This is a genomic window from Microcystis sp. M179S2 (assembly GCF_020245805.1).
Taxonomy (GTDB): Bacteria; Cyanobacteriota; Cyanobacteriia; order Cyanobacteriales; family Microcystaceae; genus Microcystis; species Microcystis aeruginosa.
The window spans coordinates 1-24,206 of the sequence record NZ_JADBUE010000291.1 but is presented as its reverse complement, the minus strand read 5'-3'; the positions used below and the strand labels follow the sequence as shown (position 1 = coordinate 24,206).

Here is a 24,206-nt window from a genome sequence, read left to right as displayed (position 1 = left end):
TTATTACCTTCCTGTTGGTTGAAGATTTGAGCGGCGATCCCTTCAGCAATACACTGACCAAATTCTGAGTTTAAGTTTTCATTTTTCGCCTGGACAATTGTGACAATTGGCTAACAAATCAATAACTGTTCTGGATTTTTACTGATAATAAAGTCGCAAACACCGTCGACAGTAAAATCAACTCCAGAAAATAGACTAATTTGGTGTTTTAATTTCCTTCGCAACTCTAATAGGACGGGAGCAATAATCATTTCTGAACGAGCTTTTTCGGTGTTGATAGCTACTGCTAAATCGACTGTTTCCTGGAGGTTTGTTATTAAATGTTCACTAGACTCTACTTCTGGAATAGAGGTGAATAATTCAGAGGGTTCCCGAATGGTTAAATCAACAAGTTTTACTAATTCATCTAACTTGAAATTGCTATAAACCATTGACACTCACCGCCTTTTATTAGGTTAAATAAAATTCTAATAAACACCACTCCAGACACAGAGGACACGGAGTTTTTTTGCTGCTGTATTATATTATAATGATGAACAGCTTAGGCGACTCCATAGCCTGTATAAGGGCGCTTATAGCTTGGATGCAAACCCAAGATAATATCTTCCTTGTATACACCCATTTCTACTAATTCTTTGGCAATATCTGTCTCAGTCATATTGCGCTGAATCCAAATTTTTCCCTCCTTTATATCTAAATGTACGAAACAATTATAAACTCTTTTTAGATCCTGCCAGCCTATATCTAGTAACTGATAGTGGTCATTTTCTCTATCAAAGATTAATTGACATTCAATATCTGGATTGTCGGCTTCTTTTGCTGATTTTTCAGTGAGTAGCTGACGGATACATTGACGGTAATAATCTATTCTTTCCATACAAGAATTATCTCCTTTTGTGGTTCGTAAACTATCAGCTTGACTTGATATATTTTTAATGCTTCTTGAACAAACCGTTCTTGAAAAAAAGAGTCAAAAGTATCAAATGGTACTGCTAGATATAGTGTCCGCTCCGATTCGCTCATTTGTAGAGCAAGTCGATAGTTTAAAAACTGACCCAAGGCAACATGAAAATCATTGAGTACCGAGTTATTAATAAAACTTTTAATTTCAACAGCAATTTTGCGTTCTTCTTTCTGAGCAGCCAATATCTTTTCTGCTGCTAGATCGATCTCAAATCTCACTCCCTCAATCTTAATTTTCAGTGCATCTGCTGTAATTACCCACTGCTGTTTTAGGAGTGCTTGTTTCACAGCCTGATGGAATAAGTCTTTGGCGGCCATTACTTGTATTCTAACTCTGTCTAGTCATTACAAATCACCAAAAAGGTCTTAGGAGTTTCGGGTTTCTGCACAATCCTAATATATCATTTTAGCTGTGTCAGTTCACTGCTGGACTAGGAAAAGCTAAAATTAAATTAGTTTAGAGTTTGTAGGGGCGAAGCATTCGGGCAATAGCCTATCGCTGAAACCGTAGATTTCTTATCCGAATGCTTCGCCCCTGCGGGAGCTAACTTTCGACCAATCCAGACTATATGCAGGGTTATGGCAATACAGCCTTGATAGCAAATCCAGTTACATAATCATAATAAACACCACAGAGACACAGAGGACACGGAGGTTTTTTTGTTGCTGATTCAGTGAGAGATCTGTTGTTTTGCTTCCCTAAGTTCTCGCCTTCGCTGTTGATATTTTAAGGCTACTTCTGTTGATATTTCACAAATTTCTCTCGCTTGTTGTTCAGCAATTTTGAACTGTTCTAGCATAGCTAATAAGGTTTTTTCATCGGGCAGTTTTTTCATGGGTTATTTCCTAAAAAATCAATAAGTCTTTGCAAGTAAAGCTTGTAGGTTGGGTTGAGCGATTTAATGCTTGGGACTGGATACGTTCTTTGATTTGTTCTTTCCTGTTGCTTTAGTGATAAGTTGTTTGAGCAAGGATTTCTTCTATGATATTCGATATTTCTGCTTCTGAGTCAATATGCTTGGCTAAAACCTGTGCTGTTGTTTCTAATATACGGTTAGAAAACAATTTGGTTAAATCCTGTCTTAGTCCTTGTCCAATATACAGCTTCAGCAGTGCTTCATAAGACATATCTCGATTAGCAGCTACTTTTTTGATGGCGGCTAAGGTGTCTTTTGGAATATCCAGAGAGATTGTCTCTTCAAGACGGGGATGCAGTTTTAAGCTATATTCATCTTCTGGTTTGTTCATAGAGTTTCCTTTCATTTCTAGTAGCTTGACGAGCAGAAATTATCCGGTTTCTTTTTCCTTTTTCTACATAGATAACTAACAAAAGATGCTGTTCTAAAGAATAACCGAGAATAAACCGACGTTGTTCACTATTGGTAACATTCTGGGGGGTTGCTTCTCCTTCTTGGTAAAAGGGGTCAAAAAACGCCTCTGTTGCTTCCTCAAAGCTAATGCCATGTTTTTCCAAATTAATCTGAGCTTTATGACTATCCCACTCAAATTCAACGCCTTGTAGTTGATAGACAACATTCATAGATTTATTTAAAGAGCATTGACATTCCTGACAGCGAGGCGTTTTTCTGGTTGTTCCTTCATGTTCCTTTAGGTATAAGGCGTTTAAAGTGATCGCTATTATTATTATTTAATCACAGCCTGACAGCTAATGTTTAGTTCTTTGGCCATTTGATCAAGCTAGATATATTTCCCTCCAACTGATAAGATATGCGATCGCACTGTGATTGATCGACACGATCATTATCATACATGGGGAACAGAGGAGGTTCACGAATCATTTAGATTTGCTATAGCGTTTACATTTGAGTTGTGGAACGAGATAAGGACGCGGGTTCCTTGCGCCTCTACAGAGGTCTTTCCACATTTTATTTGAAAACACTATATCATGTTATTATATCGCTGATAACTGATACAGCGGATTCGCTAACTATGTGGCACGGCAAAATCCTGACATTAGACATCTTGTAAAAGTAGGTTCGTAGTTGCGCTTTAGCGCTATTTGATTCAGAGGGAAATGCTATATGAAAACATTGGCTAAATGTTCTTTAGAAGATTATCATCAGATGATTGAAGCAGGCATTCTGCGCGATCGTCGTTGGGAATTATTAGATGGCAAAATTTTTGAAATGAGTCCAGAAACCCCGCTTCATTACACTACAGCTAAACGAGGTGTAAAATATTTAGAAGATTTGCTTTCAAGCAAGGCTGATGTCCGTTTCAATGGACTAATTACCCTATCTGACTCGGAACCCGAACCTGATATTGCCATTGTTCGACTACCAGAATCATCCTACAATGATCGCCATCCAGGTTCTCAAGATATTTTCTGGATTATAGAAATTGCCGAGACAAGCTTAAAGAAGAATTTAGAGATTAAACTGGCAATTTATGCAACGGCTGGAATTGAGGAATATTGGGTTTTAGATTTAGCAACCAAGCAGGTGATTGTCTTCAGAAATCCTCAAGGAAGTCAGTACCTTGAAGAATTTAGGGTTGTTCAAGGAGCGATCACACCCCTAGCATTTCCTGATATTTTAGTGTCTGTTGAGCGACTTTTCCTGTGAACAAACGTAGAGTTTATCTGGGCAAAACGTCAGAAAGCAAGCACTACTGAACTGGAAACTACTCCTCGCTCATTTTTTGAAGTGGCCCAAGCTTCGATTGGGGTAGGGGAGAGACCAGGATATCTTTCGACCAATCCAGACTATATGCAAGGTTATGGCAATACAGCCTTGATAGCAAATCCAGTTACATAATCATAATAAACACCACAGAGACACAGAAGACAAGGAGTTTTTTTGTTGCTGATTCAGTGTTCGCTCTGTTGTTTTGCTTCCCTAAGTTCTCGCATTCGCTGTTGATATTTTAAGGCTACTTCTGTTGATATTTCACAAATTTCTCTCGCTTGTTGTTCAGCAATTTTGAACTGTTCTAGCATGGCTAATAAGGTTTTTTCATCGGGCAGTTTTTTCATGGGTTATTTCCTAAAAAATCAATAAGTCTTTGCAAGCGGATTTTTTCTTCTATGATTTTTCCTTGCAACATTCCCAAATCTTCTCCTGCTTCTTGAATTAATTCCCTCGGCACGTCTTCATCAGAAATAGTATCAATAGTGGTTTGGATTTGTCGTCTTGCTGTTTCTAGGAAAAACAGAATCGTGTTAAGATAAGCAAAATACTGCATTAGTATAACATTTTCTGGGAAATAAGACAATAAGCTTCTAAGCAGATTAATTCCTTGTGCTGCTTGTTGTTCAATTTCGTTTAACTGTCGATCAAGTTGATTGATGAGAATTTGGATTTTTGGGGGAATGGACATAGTTATCGGGACTCTCCCGTATTTGTGATACAAAATCTTATTATTGGTAACAATAAGAAACACCACAGAGATACAGAGGACACGGAGTTTTTTTGTTGTGGTAAATCACTCGGTTCTGATATGAGTCGTAAAAGGTGGTGAGCCAGGTTTTACACAATCTGAATACATCATTTTAATTGATTGCTATTGTAAAATCACCAAAACCGTGATTTGTCCTTTTCCTTGACTCAAGGACTCAAGTGCTTTACCAATAATTGTTCCGGTAGCTTTTGCTATTTCTAAAGCTTTTTGAGCGTAACCTTTTGTGGGACTCGTTGTTAATAAATCACCCACTTTAATAGGAGCAATATCAGCATCAACATTACAGGGAACTCTTCCACAAAGAGCAATAGGTTGATGTTCTGTTTCTAATCCTAGAATAAAAGCTGGCTCTCCTGATATAATGCCAACAACACAAGGATCATAAGCACGCTCACAGAGTTTAATTGCTTTCTCTTGCTCATCCATTACCATTACAGAACCTATTTCCCCATGACCTAGAACTTTAAAACGTTCAGCCACGTCCATTCCTTGTGATTGAAAACCTTTCTTGATAATAACTGTACCTGCGGCATCAAGCCAGAGGTTAGGTTCTCCCCGAATACCATCGTTTCCATATGAAGCACCAGGCACACCAATTTTTATGGTATGGGTTTGTTGTGTAACAAGAGTCCCATTAATAATTTGATTACCTACAAAGGTATTTCCACCTCTTGTTGCTACTTCGTTCCAACCAGGATTATTGGTTTCTAAGCCAGCCGCAACTTTTCTAAAGAAAAGTCGATCATTGTTGATAAATGTTGAGGCAATTTGCAATTGATGATTATTAGATGTGTTGCTATGACGAGCGGTTATTAAGTGTGTCCAAGGATGGGAAGTATCGGGTACATCACCAGGGATTTCTCTGCCGCTGCCATTTTGATAAAAACCTGACTTAAGAGGAGTACCAAAATTGGAGATATCACTTTCATAACCTAGGAATGCAGAGCCTTGTAAATCTAGATTACCCCTAATATAAGTATTACCAGTATCTCCCTCAACCGCAAATAATTGAATCGGACCAGTAGACCAAAACCCAAACTGTCGATTCTTGTGAAGATGAATACCAAATCCTGCTTTTCTAAAAACTCCTTGACTAGCCGGAAGTTTAATTAGTCCTTCATCCCAATTTTGGTCTGTATTACGATACCAAACTACAATAGGCCATTCCTGCTTATCCTCAGAGGTAAAACCTCCCAATTGCAAGCTTCCAATCTTAACAATACCAGAAACAGAAAGATTGCCATTGCTATCAAGAGTCATCAAGGATCTTCCACCACCTGCATTTAATTCAGCATCATTGTGTGAACCACCTTGATACCAAGCAAAGTTGTAATCGCTACGAAAATATTGGGTCATATTTTGTATGCCAATTCCATAGCCAGTTGACCATAAATTAAGCATTTGACGCACTTGTGAACCAAAACTAACCGAACCTGTTACTGATAAATCACCAGAAACTGTTAATGTTTGGGCTTTGACAATACCAGAAACTGACAAACTTCCAGCAACCTTAACTTCTCCTGTCCCTTTTGGTTTTAATCCTAAATCTTGATTAGCATTACTTCCTGCTGCATAAATGGTATTGAAGCCAAAGCCAATTCCTTGAGTAGCATTGCTATGGCGAAATTCTACACCATCATTATCAGCATTAAAATCACCGGTTATATATAAACCTTTAACGGCTGTCGGATGAGTTCCAGTGCGAGAAGCTGAGGCAATATCTAAACTAGCAATTGGATTATTAGTTCCTATTCCCACATTACCACTAGGTTTAATTCTCATTAATTCTTTACCTTGAACCTCTCCTCCGGCTAGTACATTAACAAATCTTAAGTCATCTTGTGGATCATCACCCCAAGCAATTACCGCATCTTTTCGGTTAGTTCCTTCATTTTTTAAGCCAATAAATAAACTATCACTATCCCAATTTATCTTGATTCCTTTTTGCATCCAATCACGATTTCCGCCAGTATTTCCGGCAAAAGGTGGAGTGCCAATTTCTAAGACATTTGTTACTGATAAATTTCCAGAAATAGTTACATTACTATTGACTTTTAAGGACTCAGCAATAGTTAGAGGTCCCTTAAGAGTGTCGGCTCCATCTCGATTAATTTTTGCTGTTTCTAAGCGGTCGATTTCTTTGATTATGATATTCCAATCATCAGACTTGAGAATGTCACCCGGTTTTCTGTTGAGAGTGTCAGCTAATGGCATGATTGTCACCAATAATTAGAGTGTAAGTTGATTTCAAAAGGTGATTTCCCAAATCAGGGTAAGGGTAAAATCTGGAGTTTTATTAATCGGTTTAAAGATAACCCTATTATACATGACTTTATCCTCATTGAATAAAGCCGCTTCTTTTAATTCTCCATTACCTTCTCCCGCTTGAAGATCAGCCGTTATTGTTAGTTTGATTCTTTTGCTATCAGGTAACAGAACTAAATCACTGTCTTTAATAGGCTTTATATTTTTGCGGAAGATTTCTTGAGCTAATTGTAAATCATCATCACTGACCGCTTTATCATTACCTCCAATCGCAATCTGAGAAACTGGTTTAATAGTGTCTTTGAAGTCTTTACTAAAAAGTTGAGCCACTAATCTCCGTCCAGAAGTGACAATAGTATTGTTAGCGTGAATTTCTTCTACCAGTTGATTATTCAAGTCTCTTTTTTGGATGGTGAGACTTCCTTTGATGTCCATTGTGTCTTGGATAGCCATAGCTAGATCTCCTTAGGTAAATACAATTGTATCAAAATAAGTGTAGTCAAATACGGCTGAGGTCAAAAATGTATCAGACATTTCCTGTTCAGAACGCAAAGATTGTTGAGATCGACCATCAAATTCATCAGTTATGTTATGATCTTCTGAAAATTTGCCTTTTCCTTGAAATAACAATTTTTCCTGGATTTGATGGTCTTCTTGAAATTGTTGTTCATAAGCAATCTTGGCACAAATTCCCGATGCTTTGACTTTTTCAATTAAACTTTGGATTTGATTGCGTGGATGATCTAAGCTTTCGTCAAAGCGATCACTGTAACCTGGGATTTGCCAAGGAATCTTAACGGTGAAACCTCCCGGAGTTATTTGATAAAAAGAGAATGTAACCTCCAATGAATAAGATTTAGCTTGTTGCTCAGATTTAAGGGGATTATTTTCAGTCTTTTCAAACAAAGAAAAGTCAAACAGAGTGCGATCAAAAGTAACTTGTGGGTTGCCAATATCCGCTTCTATTGACCATTCAGATTGACCTAAAGGTAAACTCGGCATAGCTCCCACAAGTGGAGGTTTAGGAATTGTTACTCCATTTACCATAGCTGAACCATCTGGTAGGATTAATAAAATTTCATTGATATTGAGACTTGCTTCATATTTTATAGATTGATTATTGGTGATATTCTTTAGAACAATATTCGTCAAAGGTGATAAAGAACCTTGCGGATTGTTACGATTATCTAAAATCTTGATTTGAATCGCAGGAATACCTGGAACGGCATTAGAGTTTTGGACATCAAATTTATCAATATGAGGATGAATTGTGTATTTATGAAAGACTAATTCAGGAAAAAATTCAATTACCCGAATTAACTGACGATAAACCTTAAGGGTTCCATTTTTTTTAAGAATACGATAAACTTGTCCTTGGCTGGCATCAGTAAGCAACCAACATTGTTGAGATTTCTCTAACACAATAGTTGTCCCAAATGCCAGAATTAATCCTTTTTCTCGAAAGACTTGCTGAAGTTCTGCGGGTACGGTAAGTTTACTAAGAAAGGATTCTAGAGTTATCGGAATGTCAAAAAGGTAAGATTCCCAAGGTTTGATCTCTTGGCTATCATCCGTACTCATTCCTAAGTTTGCAGCAACAATTTTGACGATTCCCTCTTTAGTTGAAGCACCAGATTTTAAAACATCAATTAAGCGTTGAAGACGTTTGCGATAGACAGTAATATTTTTTTCTAAATAAGTGGGATAGGCTGTTTCTAATAGTAAGCGATTCAGCCGTTTAATTTGTGATTTAGACTGAATCAAGCTTTGTATTTCGAGAGATAAGCTTTTAAAAGTAAAACTTTCTTTATTATTTTCATAGAATTTGTCATCAGTTAAAATTTTCTGATTGAAAGCTTGAGCAAGTTGTTGAGCTACTTCTATTGCTGTCGGCGTTTTACTGGAGGGAATTTCCTCTGGATAAACCGATTCTAATAGCATTCGATTGAGTCGGATTAAATCATCTCCAACGATGACTTGAGATAAAAGGTATTCTGCTGCGGGGGAAAGCTTGGCTATTTCTATATTGGTGGTATTCTCTGGAACCGATAACAAACTAGATAAACTAATTTTGCCAATTTCTAATAAACTGTTGATTGCTTGGGTTGATAAAAATGTAGTCGCTGCTTCAGCTTGATTAATTACAGCAAGTAATTGTTGGACAAAGGAGATATTTTTAAATAAAGCTTTTAATTGATTTTTTAAGTCAATCTCAATTTCAGGCGTAATATCTTGAGGTTGAAAAGGCGGGTTTTGTCGAGAAAGTATTCTTTGAATGTCTAGAGATAAACGCCGATACAATCCCTTTGCTAATACTATTTTTACTGGGTCTAAGCCTTGAGTAATTTGTTGTAAAAGGTTGATCTGTAAATTTCTTTGTTGCAGGTATTTATAAAGATTACGATCTTCTTGTAAAATCTTATTAAATTCTTTAATTAGTACAAGATTTAAATCGGTGTTAACAGATGCTGAACCATCATAATTGAATAATTTTTCCTTAGTTTCTGCTGATAATTTATCGCGCAGATAGCTGGTAAAAGCATCCTCTCCAATAATAAACTTAACAATTAGTAATGCTTGAAATTGAAAATTCTTGGAGAAGTAGGAATTGTTAACATGATATTTATTGATTAAATTTTCTGTATTTTCAAATAATTTAATTTTTGTAAAAATATAACTCGATAAAGGGTTTTCTGAATCAACCAATTCTTTCACTAATAGGGAGATTTGTGTAAAATCCCTAGGCTGAAATTCGGGATTGACTGTGGTTAATTGGGATGTTCCCCCCAATTCCGCTAACATAAGAGCAAAGATTTTATCTAAATCTCCTTTTTGGGTAGCGGTGAAACCCAGAGAACCAAAATTGTCTGCTGTATTAATAAAATGAGATTTTAAGACACGGATTAAATCCTGCTCCACTTCGTCTAGTATCTCTCCAAAAACATCCAAAAATTGAGGTAAAAAACTCGTAGGATCTTCGGGAGGATAGAAGTGGGGAAACCGACTTATGATACTAGCTGTTCTACCACTAATCGCCATTGTTTTCTCCGTTTAGGACACAAGATGAGAGTAGGGTCGCGGAAAAGCGGGGTTGCGGTGGAAATGGGACTGTTCTCGACAACCATGTAAATCAGTATAGCAGGTATGGCCAGTTGCAGCAAGCATTTATAGTTATTTCAACTAAAAATGAAACAAGTAAACTGGGTATTAGGGTGTTAGCTTCCGTAGGGGCGAAGCATTCGGATAAGAAATCTATGGTTTCAGCGATAGGTTATGCTCGAATGCTTCGCCCCTACAACTTATGTCTCAAACTTATTTGCAATGACTATATATCAGGTACGGATGATTGACCACAATCAAAAAACTCTGTGTCCTCTGTGTCTGGAGTGGTTTTTAATTAGTTGAAATATTCCAGTGCTTAGCGTTATTTCACTTCTACTGTTGCTGGAGGGTTGATTTCTTTGATTATTTCGACGGAACGAACATGAATCTCTTTATTGTTGTTAATATTTCTTGTTTGAGTGCGGTTATCAGCTTGAGAAGTTGCTGTTAGGTCAAAATTTTCGATAACGTAAGTAACGCCTCGCAATAAATTTTGTAATTCCGGCGAACTAATTGGTGTAAGAATAGCTTGTTGCAAACTTGTATAAGACAAGTTTTTCCCTTGTTCCAGCCTCGGAAATTCTTCAATGGCTTTAGTAACAGCTTTTTGTATTGGTTCAATCACATCTGTTTGCTTGAAGCCACTAGGAGAAGGATTGGGAATTACCAATTTTAAACTTAATTTAGTAATATCTACCTTGATACTTTCAATCTCGCTAGTTACACAAAAATTACCAAGTTGCGCTTTTTCCCATTGTTTAACTTCAATTTGCTTTTGATTTATTCTTAATTCTTCTTGATCATTAATCAGAGTAATAAAATCATTGATATCAAGCTTGACTGGCATATCATTAACAACATTTTTGACCGCTTTTTCTAACCCATCAATATCCACGTTTTCTTCGGGTTTAAGAGTCTCTAAATAAGCATTCAAACTGTCAATAATTATTTTCTTGATTTGATTTTTTTCTTCATCATTAGTTTTGTTAGGAGGGGTAAATTGAACTGCGCCAACAATTTGCAGAATGTTACGATAGATAAACAGATTGGCTTCGTCTAATTCTGCTTTTTCGGCAAAACTCAATTTAATTTCTTCCGGTGTAACTACTGCTAAAGGCGATAAATCTGAAGCTTGTACTTGTAACTTCAAGTCTTTATCTTCAACAGTAATTTGAGCTTCAGCAATTTTATTTTTAATATCTTCTTTTTTCACTGATTCACCAGATTTTAGATTTGTGAAATATTCTGATAATTTATCGATAATTTCTTGTTGTTGAGAAGCTTTAATATCCTGATTGATTTTAAATTGAATCCCAATAGGAACTGTTTTCACTTGTGAAGTTACCCAAATCTTATGCAGATAGATTTTTTGCGCTTCCTCAATATCAATTTGCTTTCGAGAATCATTATCAGCATAACATTGAGTTGGTGTACTGGGAATAGAGCCATTGTCTATTGGGACATAGGTACAAATTTCAAAACGCTCTATATTATAGACATTTGTTACAGAAAGAATTTGGCGAGTTAGTTGAGAAAACAACAAAGGTTGTCCCATTTTTGTTTGACTAATATAATTAATGATGCTTTCTTCAACAGATTTTTCTATTGTCTTGCGCTCTATTTCTGATATTTTTATAGCTGGATTAATTTCAATCTTAAATACAGCATCTATAGTAACAAAAATAGCTGATTGTAAACGAACAAATACCCCTGCTGCTCTAACTTTATCAATCTGGTTTTTGAGACTTTGAACTTTAGTTTCATTGCTAAAATCAACGCCATCGACAAATATGTCAACTAAACCATATTTTTGGTCAGGATCATTAAACCTTTCAATCAGTTTAACTTCTTTAACGCTCGGCTGACTTAAAAGTGCATTTTCCAGAGCAATATTAGAAGCTTTTCCAGAAGAAATCAGGGCAATTTTGGCTCTTTTTCGTAATTCTTCATCGGTTTCTGTTTTTTTTCCAGTAAACTGTATAGGACTTTTATTGATGACTGATTTAATTCCAGGAATGGGAAGAGGCATAATATTAATTGTCTCCTCCTTAGTCACCTGTTCTTCTCCTCGTTCTACAGCTTGAATTTTAACATCAAGAGTTTTTGAATTGGCGGGAAAAATTTGGGATTCAATAGTTGTATAAGCTTTTTTCGGTGATTTTTCACTGTCTTCTGTAGTCACTAAAGTTCCCACAGGAATTTCAATTATGTCGGTTCCTAAATCCCGTTGAAAAGTGACGGTTCCCTCGGCAAAATCTGGTAATCCTCGTTGAATTCCTAGCAAAGCTACCAACATTTCTAATTGTGAACCTTCTGCTGAATCAATAAAGGCTGACAGATAAACTTGATTTAATTGTTCGTAGAGTATCCCAATTTCATAAGCAAAAGATTCATACATGGTGCGAATAACGCTACCTACCTGAAAATCTGTCAAAGTAGGAACTTTTTCTTGGGATTTCTGCACCATGTTGGTGTAGATTTCTTCAAATTTTTTCGGTTCAAAAGTCATAATCTAATTCTCGGTGTTGGTGAAAGGATAATTATGGCTAAAGATTGATGGCTAACTGAATGTTAAGAGCGGTAGATTCTCCTACAGGTTGCAAAATAATTGTTGTTAGTAAAACATTGCGTTTATCTAAGTCGCGAGAAGGTGGTTCAAATCTAATTTCCTTGATTTCAGCAATCCGAGATTCTTGCTCTAAGCATTCTCTGATATAAAGTTCTGCAAGCTTACGGGTACGAATATTATTGGGTTCTCCCATTAATAAATAAAGGCGAGATCCATAGGATGGATGTCCTAATTTTGTCAATTCTCCCCGACGAGTATAAAATCTATTAACAATAGCTTGTGCTAGATTTTTTCGTCCATCAACTCGATTAAGATCTTGTTTTTGTCCTAGTTCCCCCGGTGTTAATTGCAGATCAAAAGTATTGATACTGGTCATATTCTAACCCCTGATTATTTATTTAAGCTTTGCTTAATTTCCTGAATTAATTCCTGTTTTATGGCGGAGGAAAGTTTTCCAGTAATTTCCTTTTCTACGGTAAGATTGCCTTTAACCGTCACTGTTTTATTGACAGCAGGACTTAATTCAATGTTACCGGCTAAATCAAAACGAATTGCTGCGCCATTTTCTAGCTTGATTTCTAATCCTTGATCTAACAGGGTTAAAGAACAACTCGGTTTTTTATCCCTTTTAATGATAACTTTTCCACTAGCGGGGATGAGTTCAATATTACCCTCCTGAGTGACTGAGAGTTTATTATTGTTGTCAGTAATTAAAGAAATTCCCTCCTTTTGATGTAGATTGATAAGAGCATGACCGGATTTATTCCCTTCGTGGGGACAATTCTGATCTGTGCCTATGCACCATTTACCATTATGGGGTTTTTCGATGCGACTAGGCATATCATAGGGACAGATAAAAATCTGAAGAAAAAGCTCTGGTCTTTCTGTCGTTTTGTCAACAATTCCATCAGTTTGACTTGAATATTCATAATCGCTGTTTGCGCCTTTAAGTCTGACCATGATTTAAGCCTCTTTGTCAATTTTACTTAGTTAATTATCCTACTTTTGTATTTCTTGCTTTAGCTTGAATTGAGTTAATTTTTTCAGTCGGAACCAGAATCGGACAAGGCGCACCTAAATTTCCCAGATGGGTATGAGTTGTTAACAAAATGTCATCATTGTCGGCGATCGCATTGGCGGGAACTCTCCCCCCAACTTGGATACTAGAAGTAGCAGCATCGCCAATTTTTATCCCACCTAAACTTTTCAAAGTCAGATTACTACTTGCTGCATCAATAGTAATTCCTCCACTGGCAATTTCAATTTTACAAGTCCCATTATCAATCGTCAAAGTCGTCCCTTTAAGAACAATATTACACTGTTGAGTTTTTAAGGTCATATCGCCATCATTAAGATTAATTTCGCATTTCTCATTAGTTGTTGTGATTTCTTTATCCTTCACTGTCACAATGCTTTTTTCATCTTTACTGGTAATGGTAATCACACTATCTTTATCAATCTTAATTTGACTACCATTTTCCAGAGGATGTTGTAATAAAAATTCTTGCTCTTGGTTGACAGGTGGCTGATCTTGATCATTGTATAAACGACCAATAATCACAGGAGAATTGAGATCACCCCCAATAAAAGTAACCAAAACCAGGTCATCAACTTTGGGAATATTTACCCATCCTAAATGGGGAGTAGCAAGGGGAACTTTCCTGAGTTCAAAATCAGTTCCGTCTGGTTGCCTTTTATTTTTCAATTTTACTGAACATTGATAATTATCTTGATCATTTTCTGCTGAATGAGGAAAAATTGCAGTAACAATACCAAGTTCAGTAGTGTAGATTTTTTGTGCTTCCTGTTGAGCAACTTTTTTCATTACGCCGACAATTGAATCCATTAGACTTCCTCCCAGTGAATAGTAGTATAAAATCCCTTGTGACGAGATAAATAATGTTCTACTCCCGTAATCTTAAAAGTACCATTAAGCGACGATATTGGCATTTTAGCAATTTCAACACCGTCGCCTAATTTAGCTTCAGGTTCCCCCACAACTTTAATCACTCCTTTTTGTTTTTTCTGGTATTTGTTTAAGTAAGCTTTAGCAATTTTGTTGGCAATATCTTGAGTTCTAGCAGTAGAATCTTCTAGTTGCAAAGTTGCTGGAGATTTTTTGCCATCAGTTCCTTTAACCTCTTTTTTAGTGAGCCAAGATACAGCTTTTTCCCCTTGTCCCTGACTAGCGGGACTTTCCCCATAAACTTCTACCCCAGATTGCAAGGGATTTTCCTCCATCTGTTCCCAAGCAAGAAGATTAATGCCATACTCAAATTTATGTTTTTTTGAGGTTTTATAGGGAGCAAAAACTAATTGGTCTTCAATATTAGCATACAGATCAAAGCCGCATTTCTGAGCTAAGATTTGTAAATTTTCATAAACTGTGTGCTGATTTCCGATAACATAGACAGGAAATTTAATCCCATTGTCAACTTGCTTAACTTTCAACCCCAATATATTTTGAGCAATATTTTTTACTATATCTCCAGCAAAGGACTTTTCATAGAGGAGGTTAAATTTTGCCTTCGTCAAGCTACTAAAACTACTCATAGCTTCAATATTTACCTGATCAACCTGCCATTTTATCTGGCTAATTTTACCTTGAAAAACCTGACTTAATTGAGAATTACTTCCTAATTTAACTGTTATCGATTCATCAAGAGAGGGAGCCAACGAATCAGCAAGAATGAGGGAAATCTGACATAAATTTACAGGAATATTCAATGAAGAACTTACCCGCAAGTTTAAAACCAACGATGAATCATCAACCGTATAAGTGGTAGTACCAATCGTTACTTTATAGTTAACTTGTAGAGGTTGATTCATAAATTTAGTTTAACCTCCTTAAACGGGAATAGCTACTAACAAACTTCGGTAAGCATCACTGACATCTTCTAAACCGATACCCAATTCACTTTCTAAACCATATAGTCGTTCAATTAAAGCTTTAAAAATACGGTCAATTTTCTGGCGTATTTCTTGATAAGCAGCTACTACTTTTTGATATTCATCATTAAGTGCATCTTCTAAAGCTTTAGGAATATCAAGGATGAGTTTGACAATGTTAGCATGAAGTTGATCTAGTTTTTTGACTATTTCGGTGGGATAAATTTCCTTCAATTTTCCTAAGAAGAATGGATAAATTGATTGTAAGCTCAGAATTATTTCTTGAGGATAAGCGGTTTCTAGCAGTAACCGATTTAAGCGGATAGTTTCTAGTTCGCTGCGCTGGGGTTTAGCAATTAAATCTTTAGCTTCTTGGGGAAGATTTTCAGCAACTAATTTGAAGCGTTCAGTTCCGTAGAAATTTACATCTGTTAGTAATTTATTGAGAGCATTAAAAAGAGCTTTTTGCGTTCCTGGTTGGTTAGGATCAGCATTTTCTAGCAAGGCTTTTTGCGTTTCATTGAGAGTTGTCCAGAAGTAGGCTGAAACTGCATCCAATGGCTCTTTACGCCGTAATTTTGTCAAGAGATGTACCACAGTACCACCTTTAAAATCACTGACATCATAGAAAGAATTTAGAATCAGCAAAGGTCTTAGTTCTTTGAGTTTATCAACAATCTCTTTGTAAATTGTTTCCAGGGAATCAATAATTTTATTTACAGTACCATCAATAGCAGTTTTAACTTTATTGATCGAATCTCGAATAAGTTTACCAAAATCAGCGGTTAAATTTTTCAGAATGTTGGCGATTTCTGTAGGAGCAGATTGCAAGCGTTGAATGACTTTCTTAATTTCTGCTAGGATAGTACGGGGTTGAGCAAGAATTTCATCCAAGGTACTAAGAATCCTTTTGAGCGGACCTGTCAACTGAGATTCGATTTCATTGGGAATGACTTTTTTCAAATCAGCAATAATTTGTTCATCACTTCGCGCTGTAGAACTTTTCAGTAAGTTGTCTAACTTTTCTCTGGTTGGATTTGACAAAGGAGTTAGAGCTTTTGTACCAGGATCGTTGGTGACTTTTGCAGTGACTAATCTTTGACGTAAATCAGTCATACGAGTTAACAAGTCTCGATAATCTACCGCAAATTCCGCCGGTGGATTAAAATTATCTAAAAGTGGCTTGCTGCGATTCCATTCAGCAGCAAAATTATCGGCTGCCTTTTGATAGTTTTCCCAAGCTTGGTTTAACTCATTCATGGCGTTACTGATCGCAATGTTAGGATCGGTTGCATAGTTGGTAAGATTAGTACGTAAGCTAGTTAACGCAGCACTCAACTTAGTTTCATCAATGTTATTAACCCGTTCTAGAATTTTCGCTTTAATAGTATCTACTTGTTGAATTTGTTCTTGGAGGTTAAGGCTCAAAATTTCTTCTAAAGTTTGCCAAAAACCAGAATTTAACACATTGTCTAATCCTAAACCGCTTAACAATTTTTCCACATCACCGATGGCTTCAATAACTTTATTGATCAGTTGTTCAACTGGTAAGTTATCTAAGATGCTTTTCAGTGCATTTAGCTTTTCCGTCAAGAACTGTGTGAGTTTTTCAGGAGAGAGAGAGTCAACAACTGCCAGTAATTTTTCATAAAGTTCTTCTAAGCGTTCTAAAAGCTGATTAGGATTCAAAATTTCTAACTTTTCTAGTAAGGTTTCATACAGTTCTTTAACTGTCTCTAAAAGTACAGAAGGTTTATATTTATTGAGTTCCGTCACTAGAGATTGAATATAAGTATCAAGAAAAGTCTTAACTAAGGTTCCGGGAGCAAAAGATTTAACTTGTTCATCAACTTGTTTAATTTCTCCCTGAATTGAATCTACTAAACCAACAACCGGATATAACAGAGAATCAAAGGCTGCTGTTAATTCTGGATTAACTACCCCGGGAACATCAATTTCTTGGAGAATTTTGACTCCTACTTTTAAGGCGGTTTTTTGTGCCGTCCCCATGGTAGAAACATCTATCTTTTTGAGTTCTAGTTCTAATTTATTGGTTTGAGTAACTGCCAATTGAAAAGCAGGTTCAAGGGAAACTTTCTGTAAAGCAGCCACCACTTGATCGATACCTTGATCAGCTTTATTTAAAGCATCTTTAACCGGTTGACTCTGTAAAACACCTGTTACTTTACCCAGAAGTTCTTTGATTTTTGCTTTCAATTGTTCCTGACTAAGTTCAGTAGTAATTTTTTTATTTACTTCATCTAAAGATTTCTCAATTGTTTGAGTTGTCTGTTTAATTTGTTGCGCTACTGTTTCAATACCTTGTACCGCAGTATTAGCAAATTGATTGATCGCTTGCTTTAAAGGTTTAACAATTTCATCAGATTTTGCTGCTGTTTGTTCAACAAAATCAACTAATTTATCAATCGTATTAGTCAGATAAGCTTGAACCTGATCTAAAGCTTTTCCCGCTTGTTCAATTTTATCGGCGATCGCTTTTAAAATCTTGTTCCCGATTTCGCTGACTTTGGTAATAGCCTGATCAATTAAATCTTGAATGTTTGTAATGAAGGTTTTTAGTTGTTCTGTGACTGTCGTAATCCTTTCGTTTAAACTGTTGACAAAATTTTCTATACCTTGAAACATTTTGGAAAGAGTTTCAATTTGTCCCCCTCCACTATTGGGAAGATTTGTCAAAAGCGTAGAAAACTTATCAATATCAAAAGAGTTAAGATTTTTAACTGCTAAATTAATCTGTTCTCCTTGAGAGTTAACCTCCGATAACCAGCTTTTGATTTGTTGTCTTAAGGGTATAATTTTGGCGCGGCTTAAATTTTTAGGATCGAGAGATTTCAGAAAATTTTGATAATCTTTATAAAGTTGGTTCTGTTGATTAAGTTGTAAGGTATAGAGTTGAATCGCTCCATTGGGTAAGATATAATTAAGTTCTTGAATTTGTTCAACAAAAATTTCAGTTAAAGCCTCAGAACTAAGCCTATCTAACCATTCGTCTGGATTAGATAATTTATCAATAAAATTTTTAAAGGCTTTAATAATAGCATCTAAAACTTTACCCGGAAAAGCTTGAGCATTATTGAGAAACTCTTGAAACTCGTCAAAGGGAGTTGATTGATTTTGGGAAATACCAAGTTGACCAAAATTAGCATTACCAGTAATAGATGAAGTTAAATTACTAAGAGAACTATTAACTTGATCTGTGACAGCTAATCCTTTAAAAGTATCTGCGCCGGGGTTAGCTGGGATTGACTGGGTTAAAGTGTCTATACTAATGCTAGAAATATCGCCTAATTTTCCCGTAACCTGTGTTTGAATTTCACCCACAGAAAAAGGTGCTGTAGGGATCTCTATCGGCTTGCTAGTAAGTTGAGTTACTTGATCAAAGCTATTGGTTAAATCTGAGGAAAAAAGAGGGGTAACTTTTCCCCCTAAATTATCCTTAACTAATTTCTGAGAATCGGTAAAAGGGTTTCCCGCTTCCGCAAAAGTTGCTTGTGAATCTACATCAAGGGTTTGGATTTGATCGAGAATTGCTAAACTCATAATTTTTATTTAAAGTAATGGTTAATAATCCGAGCGTCTGACACAAATCGTCACATTTTTTCTGCGCTGACAGTTAGGTGATACAGTGCGAGACTTAGAGCTAATCCCCGATTCTTTGAAAAGTCTTAGGACATCAAGGATTTCAGGGAAAATGGAACTGTTATCAAAACCGATGGTAATCATTATAGCAGGTGTCGGGGGACTGTCAATAAAGTTATAAGGGGGAGGGGAGTGTAGAAAGTGTGGGAGGAAAATCTCAAAAATACTAAAAAACGCTATATTTTCCCTAAAGGTTAAAGAGTGATTTTAAATCACTAAGATTACCATCAAGAGTGCTAGTTGCTTCTTTGATAGGATCGAGAGAAGCTTTTAATGGTTCTATCGGATTAGTAATTGCTGGAATTGAACCAAATTGTAAAGCATCTGGTAGCATAGCAACGGTCATAAAACTAGCAGCATCTGCTTTAATATTAGCATCAACAGAAGCCCCTTGTGCAAATGCTTGACTGGGAGTTGGAGGGACATATTCAGCTAAGGTTAAAGTATAGCTAAATTGATCGGGATCTGTGGCAGATTGAACAACGGCAAACCTTTCTAAAATGACTTGACTAAAATAGGATTGTCCGATAATTTCAGCAATAAATTCAACTGGTTTTTGCTCTTTGTAAATTTTTCTTAATTTCTCTAAATCAGCCAAGTATTTATTGCCATAAAAAATGCCTTTGATTTGTAATTTTACCGAATCTCTACCAAAATTCTGGACTAGGTTTCCCTGTTTTCCTGGAATTTGGTGATAGACAAAGTTATTTTGCTCGATTGTCTCGATTTTATGTACTCGATTCAGTGGAATTCCTGCGATTTCAATTGCCATATTTAACCTCCATAAAATCGTCGGTACTCTTGATTGATTTTTGTTTGTAGAGTTTCTAGAATATAATCTAGATCGATTGCTTGTTGTTCAGTATCTTGCAGGCTATGGTGTTGATTGAAAGATTGATTTTCAGATTCCTGTTTATTGATTTCTAATTCTGTTTCTTTAATATTAGAAAAGTTACTGTTAATATTATTGATTTGATGATATAATTTTTCTCTGGATTGCTGTAAAAGTTGAGGTGGAATTGTTAACATCTCAGCAGGCTGAGAGATAATATCAGCCGCTGTTGCTGAATCTAAGGGTAAATTGTCTCCTGATATATCCCTAACTAAATCAGTTAATTCTTGCCAGTTTTTCGGTGAAGGATTATTTAACTCAATTTCAGTCTTTTGTCCAGAATTTTGCCAAGGGGTTGTTTCCAAATTGAGATTATCTGAATCTAAGGGTAAATTGTCTCCTGATATATCCCTAACTAAATCAGTTAATTCTTGCCAGTTTTTCGGTGAAGGATTATTTGACTCAATTTCAGTCTTTTGTCTAGAATTTTCCCAACGGGTTGTTTCCAAATTGAGATTATCTGAATCTACGGGTAAATTTTCTGCTGATATATCCCTAACTAAATCGGTTAATTCTTGCCAGTTTTTCGGTTCAGTCTTTTGTTGAGGATTTTGCCAACGGTTTGTTTCCAAATTGAGATTATCTGAGTTTAAGGGTAAATTTTCTCCTGATATATCCCTAACTAAATCCGTTAATTCTTGCCAGTTTTTCGGTGAGGGATTATTTGACTCAATTTCAGTCTTTTGTTGAGAATTTTGCCAAGGGGTTGTTTCCAAATTGAGATTATCTGAATCTACGGGTAAATTTTCTGCTGATATATCCCTAACTAAACCGGTTAATTCTTGCTGGCTTTTCGTTGCGTTATTTTGCGGATAAATATTATTAGCTTGATGATTATCATCAAAACTTCTATGTTTCTTTTGACGAATGTTATATGAATTTTCTTGCTCCTTTTGTAAAGGCGGATAATTGCTTGTTCTTACTCTTGGATTGGGTTGAGTATAATCAGAAGCTGAAGCCAAAGATTGACGAGAAAATGACATGAAAGAAGAAGTATTTCCCCCTAGGTCAAATGGGGAACTATCCCTTTCAAGAGAAGACATTTCCCCATTTTTAGACCTTAAAGATGGGACAAAATCAGCAGTTAGCCAAGCCTCCCAATCTCTACATAAATCAGTTATTTCCGATAAATCTTCTATAGCAAGGTGCAATCTTGCTATAGGTTGCAGGTCTTTTTCTAAAAGCTCTATACTATTAAGCCAATCGTCAATTAAAGAGTAATTCCATTCTTGAAACTCTTGGCATAATTCTAAACCGAGGCTGACTAGAAAATCATCATTCATGGTTTTTGGTTGAATCCTCAGCGATCATTTGTAAATATAGAGAAACTTGCGCCATTGTCATTGTTTGTACTTGTTGGGGAGTCCAACCAAATTCCCTAGCGAGGATATAAGCTGCTTGTACCCAAGGGGACTGACTAACATCTAAGAAAGATTTTTTTTTCCTGTTAAACCACTAATTTCGCGGATATTGTCAATTAAAAAATTGACCAATCCTAAAGGGAGTTGTTTAACTTGTTCCAAGGATAAAGTCGGCTCAACTAAGGATTCTTTAATCATTAAAAGGGGAATTAATCCTGCATCCTGTCGAGAAGCCTTCATGATTAATTGAAATCTCCCAATAGTCAGAGGACGAATCTGGACAATTCGCCTCGACTCTGGGAATTTATCGGCTGAAGTATCCAGTTCGCCTGGATGCAAAATACTGACTGGGATAGCAATATCAAAAGTGACAGAAGCACCCGCTAACAGGTCTTCTGGAGTCAGGGAAATTTCAGCCATAATTGTTAGCCTGCGGTTTCTTCGCTGCTGATCCGTAAAGCGCGGAAAGTAACCCCTTCCATGATAAAATCATCTTCTGGCAAACTGAAACTCCACTTTTCAAACTTGACCCCAAATAGTACGAGTTTGCTGCTGTTGCTGGGGAGTGCGGGATTTTTTAAATTGATGACGATGTTGAAAGTTGGCTGGGGAATCGGGTCTGCTGGCGGTGGACTTTTTGCCGCATCACCTAACAATAACCGCAAGAGTGCGCCGTTAATGTGAGCGCGTTCAGCAAAGCCTGAAACATCAACATTACCTGGACGAAGTTCAGTAGGAAAGCGCTTGCCAATTTCGTGATAGGGTCTGATCTCATTGTGGACGTTCACCTGTACATTTCGCAGTCGTCCCACGACATTAGAAAACTCATACTCACTAATCAATCCATCCGCCAGTTTTCCTTCTTCGGTGGCTTTGTCATCCACAGCTAAGACCAGGGTAGCATCAGACCCTCGAAAAACGTTGTTATTGGCCATAGTTTTCCTCCTCTGGGAAGTAATTGATGGGTGGGTTAACCGAGATACATGGTTACTTTGATGAAGTCAATGCTGAAGGTCGGTCGCAGGGTCATGGTCACGATCGCTTCTCCGGCAATTTCCTGAACTCGGTTAGCGGTGACGGCTAACTCATAGCTAATCAGAGCTTCATTCTGGACCATGCGCGTCAAGAAGGCATCAAGAGTAGCTTTCATCGCTCCCCGTACCCGTTCGTTATTCAACTTGCCAATGTAGGGATCGCAGGCGGAGCGCACCCCGTAAATGGCAAAGTCAACAATCCGCCGAGTGGTAATCTGATGCCAAGCAGAATTGGTGGCGGTGGTAATGCCTTTGACCACCCGAAAACCCTCCCGTTTCTCGATCGCCAGCACTCGCTTCCCGACCAGCTTTTCCAACTGGGAGGTGGAAAACTCCTTGGCGAGTCCAGGAATCGTCAAAGGTTTGTTAGTCGGACTAGCCTGCACTGGCAGAGATGCCAGTAGGCCCGCGACTGCTGCTGCTGTGTAAGCGCCTGAGAGTTTAACCTGGGGGGAGATTTGTAGTCCTGGTGCGACCAAAATCAGGCGATCGCTATCCAGGGGGTGTCCGGCGATCGTGTCAACATCATCAGGGGTTCCGCTACCAATAATGCCGATCCGTTCTCGCTTGATTGTCGCGGTTGTGTTCAAGTGACCCAGCAGTGCTGTCACCATTTCGGGGTTGGTGACATCCTGTCCGGCCAGCAAAACCAAGTTTATTAGTTCATTCTCCAATTGTGCCAGACTATTTTTATATTCCTTAGCCGGTTCTCCATCGGAGCCTGCGGCCAATTCCTCCCCACTTTCGCTGGTGTTTTTTGGCAAAGTATCGGAGGAAGAGCCTTTAGCTAGAGTGGCAGTTACTAAAGTAGAACCTTTAGTCTGGTTATTGACTTGTTGTTCCAGGTCGCCGGACTTAGAAATGGTATAGGTTTCTTTCGTATTTTGATAGGTTAGCTCGACTTTTTTGCTGTTAGCAGGCGAGTCAGCATCAGTGATTTTGATCTTGATGTCATTACCCCAGGTTCCTGGAGTTTTTGCCTCTAGTGTCACCAGATCTTTGTCAGAGCTATCTTTGATTTTGTAGGTAGCTTTGGCGGCTTTAGCAGCTGTACGAACTGCATACACAGTCTTACCGCCATTGTTATAAATCTGCTCTAGTGCTTGAATTAAGGTTAGTTGGCGAGCGGGATCAATTTCCCCGAAAATTGCTTTAGCTTCCGAAAAACTACCAAGAATTTGTACCTCATCCACTGGTCCTTTGGCTGCGGTTCCAACAATTCCGATATTTCCTGAAACAACCTGACCAGCGCTAATCAGTCCTTCATCTCGTACTGTTATGTAAGTACCCGGCAAGATGGCCTCAACCATGAGAGGTTCCTCCTATTTTGGGAAAATTTTAGGTTTATCCTAGCCACCTGGTTTACTCTCGTCGTCACCCTTGGCAGTCGTGCCAAGCAGAGAATAAACTCACAAGCGAGCCGATTTAATTGTAGCTGACATTCCGCAGCTCTTCATATACTTTTATATATTTTTACATTCCCCAAGATGTTTTGACGAAAAACCTTCATTGTAGAAACTACTATTGAGAACATTTTCAATAATTAATTTTTTCTGAGAAAAAATTTTACAATTCTTCACCTTGATAAAAATCCATGATTGTAGCTATAGTCCTTACTGGCAAGGGGTTTTAAGCAATATTTTAGTAAAAATTAGCACTTACGCATTGACAAAAAGGCTTAAATGTGTGTGGTCTAATTTTGTTATTCTTAGATACAATTTCTCTCTCGACTCTTGACAAAACCCTCTCCGATTTGATTTCCTGACACAAGGGCATCTCTTATAACAGAACAACTGATGAGAAACATTACCTTAAATGTCGGATGAATGCCACCGCTAAATTTTTCGACAAGACATCAACCTTTGCGGGGGATGAAATCCGACCAGGATATTGACCGCGAACCACGATTTTAATTCTACCATTTGTAAGTAAACTGTGTTATACTTAATTGCTCCAGGGTCGAGGATTAATCAATGCTAGTCGTAGAAGCCAAGTTAAAAAACGGAACACCAGAACAATACCAGAGACTAGATGAAGCAATTAGGACATCT

The 24,206-nt window shown here is 37.2% G+C and carries 23 protein-coding genes and 1 pseudogene; 2 read left to right on the top strand and 22 right to left on the bottom strand.

Translation table 11 applies throughout. The features are described from left to right. Window positions 1–110: 110 nt before the first annotated feature. From IM500_RS17690 to IM500_RS17665, 6 genes are all read right to left on the bottom strand, one after another. Window positions 111–431, bottom strand: a complete 321-nt coding sequence (locus IM500_RS17690; RefSeq protein WP_190723836.1) for a hypothetical protein — start codon at window positions 429–431, stop codon at window positions 111–113. 110 nt (window positions 432–541) lie between these two features. Then, a complete protein-coding gene (locus tag IM500_RS17685) occupies window positions 542–877 on the bottom strand; it encodes a XisI protein (RefSeq protein ID WP_190723837.1) in 336 nt (111 codons plus the stop codon). Next, a complete protein-coding gene (locus IM500_RS17680; protein WP_147072051.1) occupies window positions 865–1,281 on the bottom strand; it encodes a XisH family protein in 417 nt (138 codons plus the stop codon). Before IM500_RS17680 ends, IM500_RS17685 begins: the two co-directional genes overlap by 13 nt. A gap of 353 nt (window positions 1,282–1,634) precedes the next feature. Further along, the gene (locus IM500_RS17675) at window positions 1,635–1,799 is read right to left on the bottom strand and encodes a hypothetical protein (RefSeq protein WP_174237741.1); all 165 of its coding nucleotides are present in this window, start codon (window positions 1,797–1,799) and stop codon (window positions 1,635–1,637) included. Window positions 1,800–1,911: 112 nt separating this feature from the next. Then, window positions 1,912–2,211: a hypothetical protein gene (locus IM500_RS17670; RefSeq protein ID WP_174237740.1), complete on the bottom strand. Its 300-nt coding sequence runs from the start codon at window positions 2,209–2,211 to the stop codon at window positions 1,912–1,914. Then, window positions 2,192–2,503 (bottom strand): BrnT family toxin, encoded by a 312-nt coding sequence (locus IM500_RS17665; RefSeq protein WP_147072056.1) that lies wholly within the window; start codon window positions 2,501–2,503, stop codon window positions 2,192–2,194. The genes IM500_RS17670 and IM500_RS17665 overlap by 20 nt, the downstream gene beginning before the upstream one ends. Window positions 2,504–3,005: 502 nt before the next feature. On the opposite strand from IM500_RS17665, the gene IM500_RS17660 reads away from it, so the two are divergent. Continuing rightward, window positions 3,006–3,548, top strand: a complete 543-nt coding sequence (locus IM500_RS17660) for a Uma2 family endonuclease (RefSeq protein WP_287739183.1) — start codon at window positions 3,006–3,008, stop codon at window positions 3,546–3,548. 245 nt (window positions 3,549–3,793) lie between these two features. On the opposite strand, the gene IM500_RS17655 is transcribed toward IM500_RS17660, so the two are convergent. The 16 genes from IM500_RS17655 to IM500_RS17580 form a co-directional block, all read right to left on the bottom strand. After that, window positions 3,794–3,958, bottom strand: a complete 165-nt coding sequence (locus IM500_RS17655) for a hypothetical protein (protein ID WP_002793099.1) — start codon at window positions 3,956–3,958, stop codon at window positions 3,794–3,796. Continuing rightward, entirely contained in the window at window positions 3,955–4,302 is a 348-nt protein-coding gene (locus tag IM500_RS17650) for a hypothetical protein (RefSeq protein WP_002793098.1), read from the bottom strand. The genes IM500_RS17655 and IM500_RS17650 overlap by 4 nt, the downstream gene beginning before the upstream one ends. Window positions 4,303–4,485: 183 nt before the next feature. Next, the gene (locus IM500_RS17645) at window positions 4,486–6,597 is read right to left on the bottom strand and encodes a hypothetical protein (protein ID WP_287739179.1); all 2,112 of its coding nucleotides are present in this window, start codon (window positions 6,595–6,597) and stop codon (window positions 4,486–4,488) included. 33 nt (window positions 6,598–6,630) lie between these two features. Next, window positions 6,631–7,101, bottom strand: coding sequence for a hypothetical protein (locus IM500_RS17640; protein ID WP_147072067.1), 471 nt, complete (start codon window positions 7,099–7,101; stop codon window positions 6,631–6,633). A 12-nt stretch (window positions 7,102–7,113) separates the two neighbouring features. Then, window positions 7,114–9,450, bottom strand: coding sequence for a hypothetical protein (locus IM500_RS17635; RefSeq protein ID WP_287739177.1), 2,337 nt, complete (start codon window positions 9,448–9,450; stop codon window positions 7,114–7,116). 622 nt (window positions 9,451–10,072) lie between these two features. After that, window positions 10,073–12,259, bottom strand: coding sequence for a baseplate J/gp47 family protein (locus IM500_RS17630; RefSeq protein WP_287739175.1), 2,187 nt, complete (start codon window positions 12,257–12,259; stop codon window positions 10,073–10,075). Window positions 12,260–12,296: 37 nt separating this feature from the next. Continuing rightward, entirely contained in the window at window positions 12,297–12,695 is a 399-nt protein-coding gene (locus IM500_RS17625) for a contractile injection system sheath initiator (RefSeq protein WP_147069717.1), read from the bottom strand. Between the two features lie 14 nt (window positions 12,696–12,709). Beyond that, window positions 12,710–13,279 carry a hypothetical protein gene (locus IM500_RS17620; protein WP_190723842.1) on the bottom strand — a complete coding sequence of 190 codons (570 nt, stop codon included), beginning with the start codon at window positions 13,277–13,279 and terminating at the stop codon, window positions 12,710–12,712. 34 nt (window positions 13,280–13,313) lie between these two features. Beyond that, window positions 13,314–14,165 (bottom strand): phage baseplate assembly protein V, encoded by an 852-nt coding sequence (locus IM500_RS17615; RefSeq protein WP_190359228.1) that lies wholly within the window; start codon window positions 14,163–14,165, stop codon window positions 13,314–13,316. Next, window positions 14,165–15,148 (bottom strand): hypothetical protein, encoded by a 984-nt coding sequence (locus IM500_RS17610; RefSeq protein WP_199308269.1) that lies wholly within the window; start codon window positions 15,146–15,148, stop codon window positions 14,165–14,167. The genes IM500_RS17615 and IM500_RS17610 overlap by 1 nt, the downstream gene beginning before the upstream one ends. Before the next feature lie 18 nt (window positions 15,149–15,166). Continuing rightward, entirely contained in the window at window positions 15,167–18,769 is a 3,603-nt protein-coding gene (locus IM500_RS17605; protein ID WP_287739172.1) for a DUF4455 domain-containing protein, read from the bottom strand. Between the two features lie 286 nt (window positions 18,770–19,055). Beyond that, a complete protein-coding gene (locus IM500_RS17600; RefSeq protein WP_287739170.1) occupies window positions 19,056–19,640 on the bottom strand; it encodes a DNA circularization N-terminal domain-containing protein in 585 nt (194 codons plus the stop codon). 2 nt (window positions 19,641–19,642) lie between these two features. Further along, window positions 19,643–21,043, bottom strand: coding sequence for a hypothetical protein (locus IM500_RS17595; protein ID WP_287739168.1), 1,401 nt, complete (start codon window positions 21,041–21,043; stop codon window positions 19,643–19,645). Window positions 21,044–21,184: 141 nt separating this feature from the next. Next, window positions 21,185–21,541 carry a hypothetical protein gene (locus IM500_RS17590; protein ID WP_147069701.1) on the bottom strand — a complete coding sequence of 119 codons (357 nt, stop codon included), beginning with the start codon at window positions 21,539–21,541 and terminating at the stop codon, window positions 21,185–21,187. Window positions 21,542–21,546: 5 nt separating this feature from the next. After that, window positions 21,547–22,056, bottom strand: coding sequence for a hypothetical protein (locus IM500_RS17585; protein ID WP_147069699.1), 510 nt, complete (start codon window positions 22,054–22,056; stop codon window positions 21,547–21,549). 35 nt (window positions 22,057–22,091) lie between these two features. After that, window positions 22,092–23,465: a phage tail sheath C-terminal domain-containing protein gene (locus IM500_RS17580; protein WP_287739166.1), complete on the bottom strand. Its 1,374-nt coding sequence runs from the start codon at window positions 23,463–23,465 to the stop codon at window positions 22,092–22,094. 663 nt (window positions 23,466–24,128) lie between these two features. On the opposite strand from IM500_RS17580, the pseudogene IM500_RS17575 reads away from it, so the two are divergent. Next, window positions 24,129–24,206, top strand: a pseudogene (locus IM500_RS17575) (transposase); the annotation flags it as partial.

Excerpts from the sequence above, each read along its gene's own strand:
- IM500_RS17690 (WP_190723836.1), bottom strand. The coding sequence starts at position 431 with ATGGTTTATAGCAATTTCAAGTTAGATGAATTAGTAAAACTTGTTGAT.
- IM500_RS17685 (WP_190723837.1), bottom strand. The coding sequence starts at position 877 with ATGGAAAGAATAGATTATTACCGTCAATGTATCCGTCAGCTACTCACT.
- IM500_RS17680 (WP_147072051.1), bottom strand. The coding sequence starts at position 1,281 with ATGGCCGCCAAAGACTTATTCCATCAGGCTGTGAAACAAGCACTCCTA.
- IM500_RS17675 (WP_174237741.1), bottom strand. The coding sequence starts at position 1,799 with ATGAAAAAACTGCCCGATGAAAAAACCTTATTAGCTATGCTAGAACAG.
- IM500_RS17670 (WP_174237740.1), bottom strand. The coding sequence starts at position 2,211 with ATGAACAAACCAGAAGATGAATATAGCTTAAAACTGCATCCCCGTCTT.
- IM500_RS17665 (WP_147072056.1), bottom strand. The coding sequence starts at position 2,503 with ATGAATGTTGTCTATCAACTACAAGGCGTTGAATTTGAGTGGGATAGT.
- IM500_RS17660 (WP_287739183.1), top strand. The coding sequence starts at position 3,006 with ATGAAAACATTGGCTAAATGTTCTTTAGAAGATTATCATCAGATGATT.
- IM500_RS17655 (WP_002793099.1), bottom strand. The coding sequence starts at position 3,958 with ATGAAAAAACTGCCCGATGAAAAAACCTTATTAGCCATGCTAGAACAG.
- IM500_RS17650 (WP_002793098.1), bottom strand. The coding sequence starts at position 4,302 with ATGTCCATTCCCCCAAAAATCCAAATTCTCATCAATCAACTTGATCGA.
- IM500_RS17645 (WP_287739179.1), bottom strand. The coding sequence starts at position 6,597 with ATGCCATTAGCTGACACTCTCAACAGAAAACCGGGTGACATTCTCAAG.
- IM500_RS17640 (WP_147072067.1), bottom strand. The coding sequence starts at position 7,101 with ATGGCTATCCAAGACACAATGGACATCAAAGGAAGTCTCACCATCCAA.
- IM500_RS17635 (WP_287739177.1), bottom strand. The coding sequence starts at position 9,450 with ATGTTAGCGGAATTGGGGGGAACATCCCAATTAACCACAGTCAATCCC.
- IM500_RS17630 (WP_287739175.1), bottom strand. The coding sequence starts at position 12,259 with ATGACTTTTGAACCGAAAAAATTTGAAGAAATCTACACCAACATGGTG.
- IM500_RS17625 (WP_147069717.1), bottom strand. The coding sequence starts at position 12,695 with ATGACCAGTATCAATACTTTTGATCTGCAATTAACACCGGGGGAACTA.
- IM500_RS17620 (WP_190723842.1), bottom strand. The coding sequence starts at position 13,279 with ATGGTCAGACTTAAAGGCGCAAACAGCGATTATGAATATTCAAGTCAA.
- IM500_RS17615 (WP_190359228.1), bottom strand. The coding sequence starts at position 14,165 with ATGGATTCAATTGTCGGCGTAATGAAAAAAGTTGCTCAACAGGAAGCA.
- IM500_RS17610 (WP_199308269.1), bottom strand. The coding sequence starts at position 15,148 with ATGAATCAACCTCTACAAGTTAACTATAAAGTAACGATTGGTACTACC.
- IM500_RS17605 (WP_287739172.1), bottom strand. The coding sequence starts at position 18,769 with ATGAGTTTAGCAATTCTCGATCAAATCCAAACCCTTGATGTAGATTCA.
- IM500_RS17600 (WP_287739170.1), bottom strand. The coding sequence starts at position 19,640 with ATGGCAATTGAAATCGCAGGAATTCCACTGAATCGAGTACATAAAATC.
- IM500_RS17595 (WP_287739168.1), bottom strand. The coding sequence starts at position 21,043 with ATGAATGATGATTTTCTAGTCAGCCTCGGTTTAGAATTATGCCAAGAG.
- IM500_RS17590 (WP_147069701.1), bottom strand. The coding sequence starts at position 21,541 with ATGGCTGAAATTTCCCTGACTCCAGAAGACCTGTTAGCGGGTGCTTCT.
- IM500_RS17585 (WP_147069699.1), bottom strand. The coding sequence starts at position 22,056 with ATGGCCAATAACAACGTTTTTCGAGGGTCTGATGCTACCCTGGTCTTA.
- IM500_RS17580 (WP_287739166.1), bottom strand. The coding sequence starts at position 23,465 with ATGGTTGAGGCCATCTTGCCGGGTACTTACATAACAGTACGAGATGAA.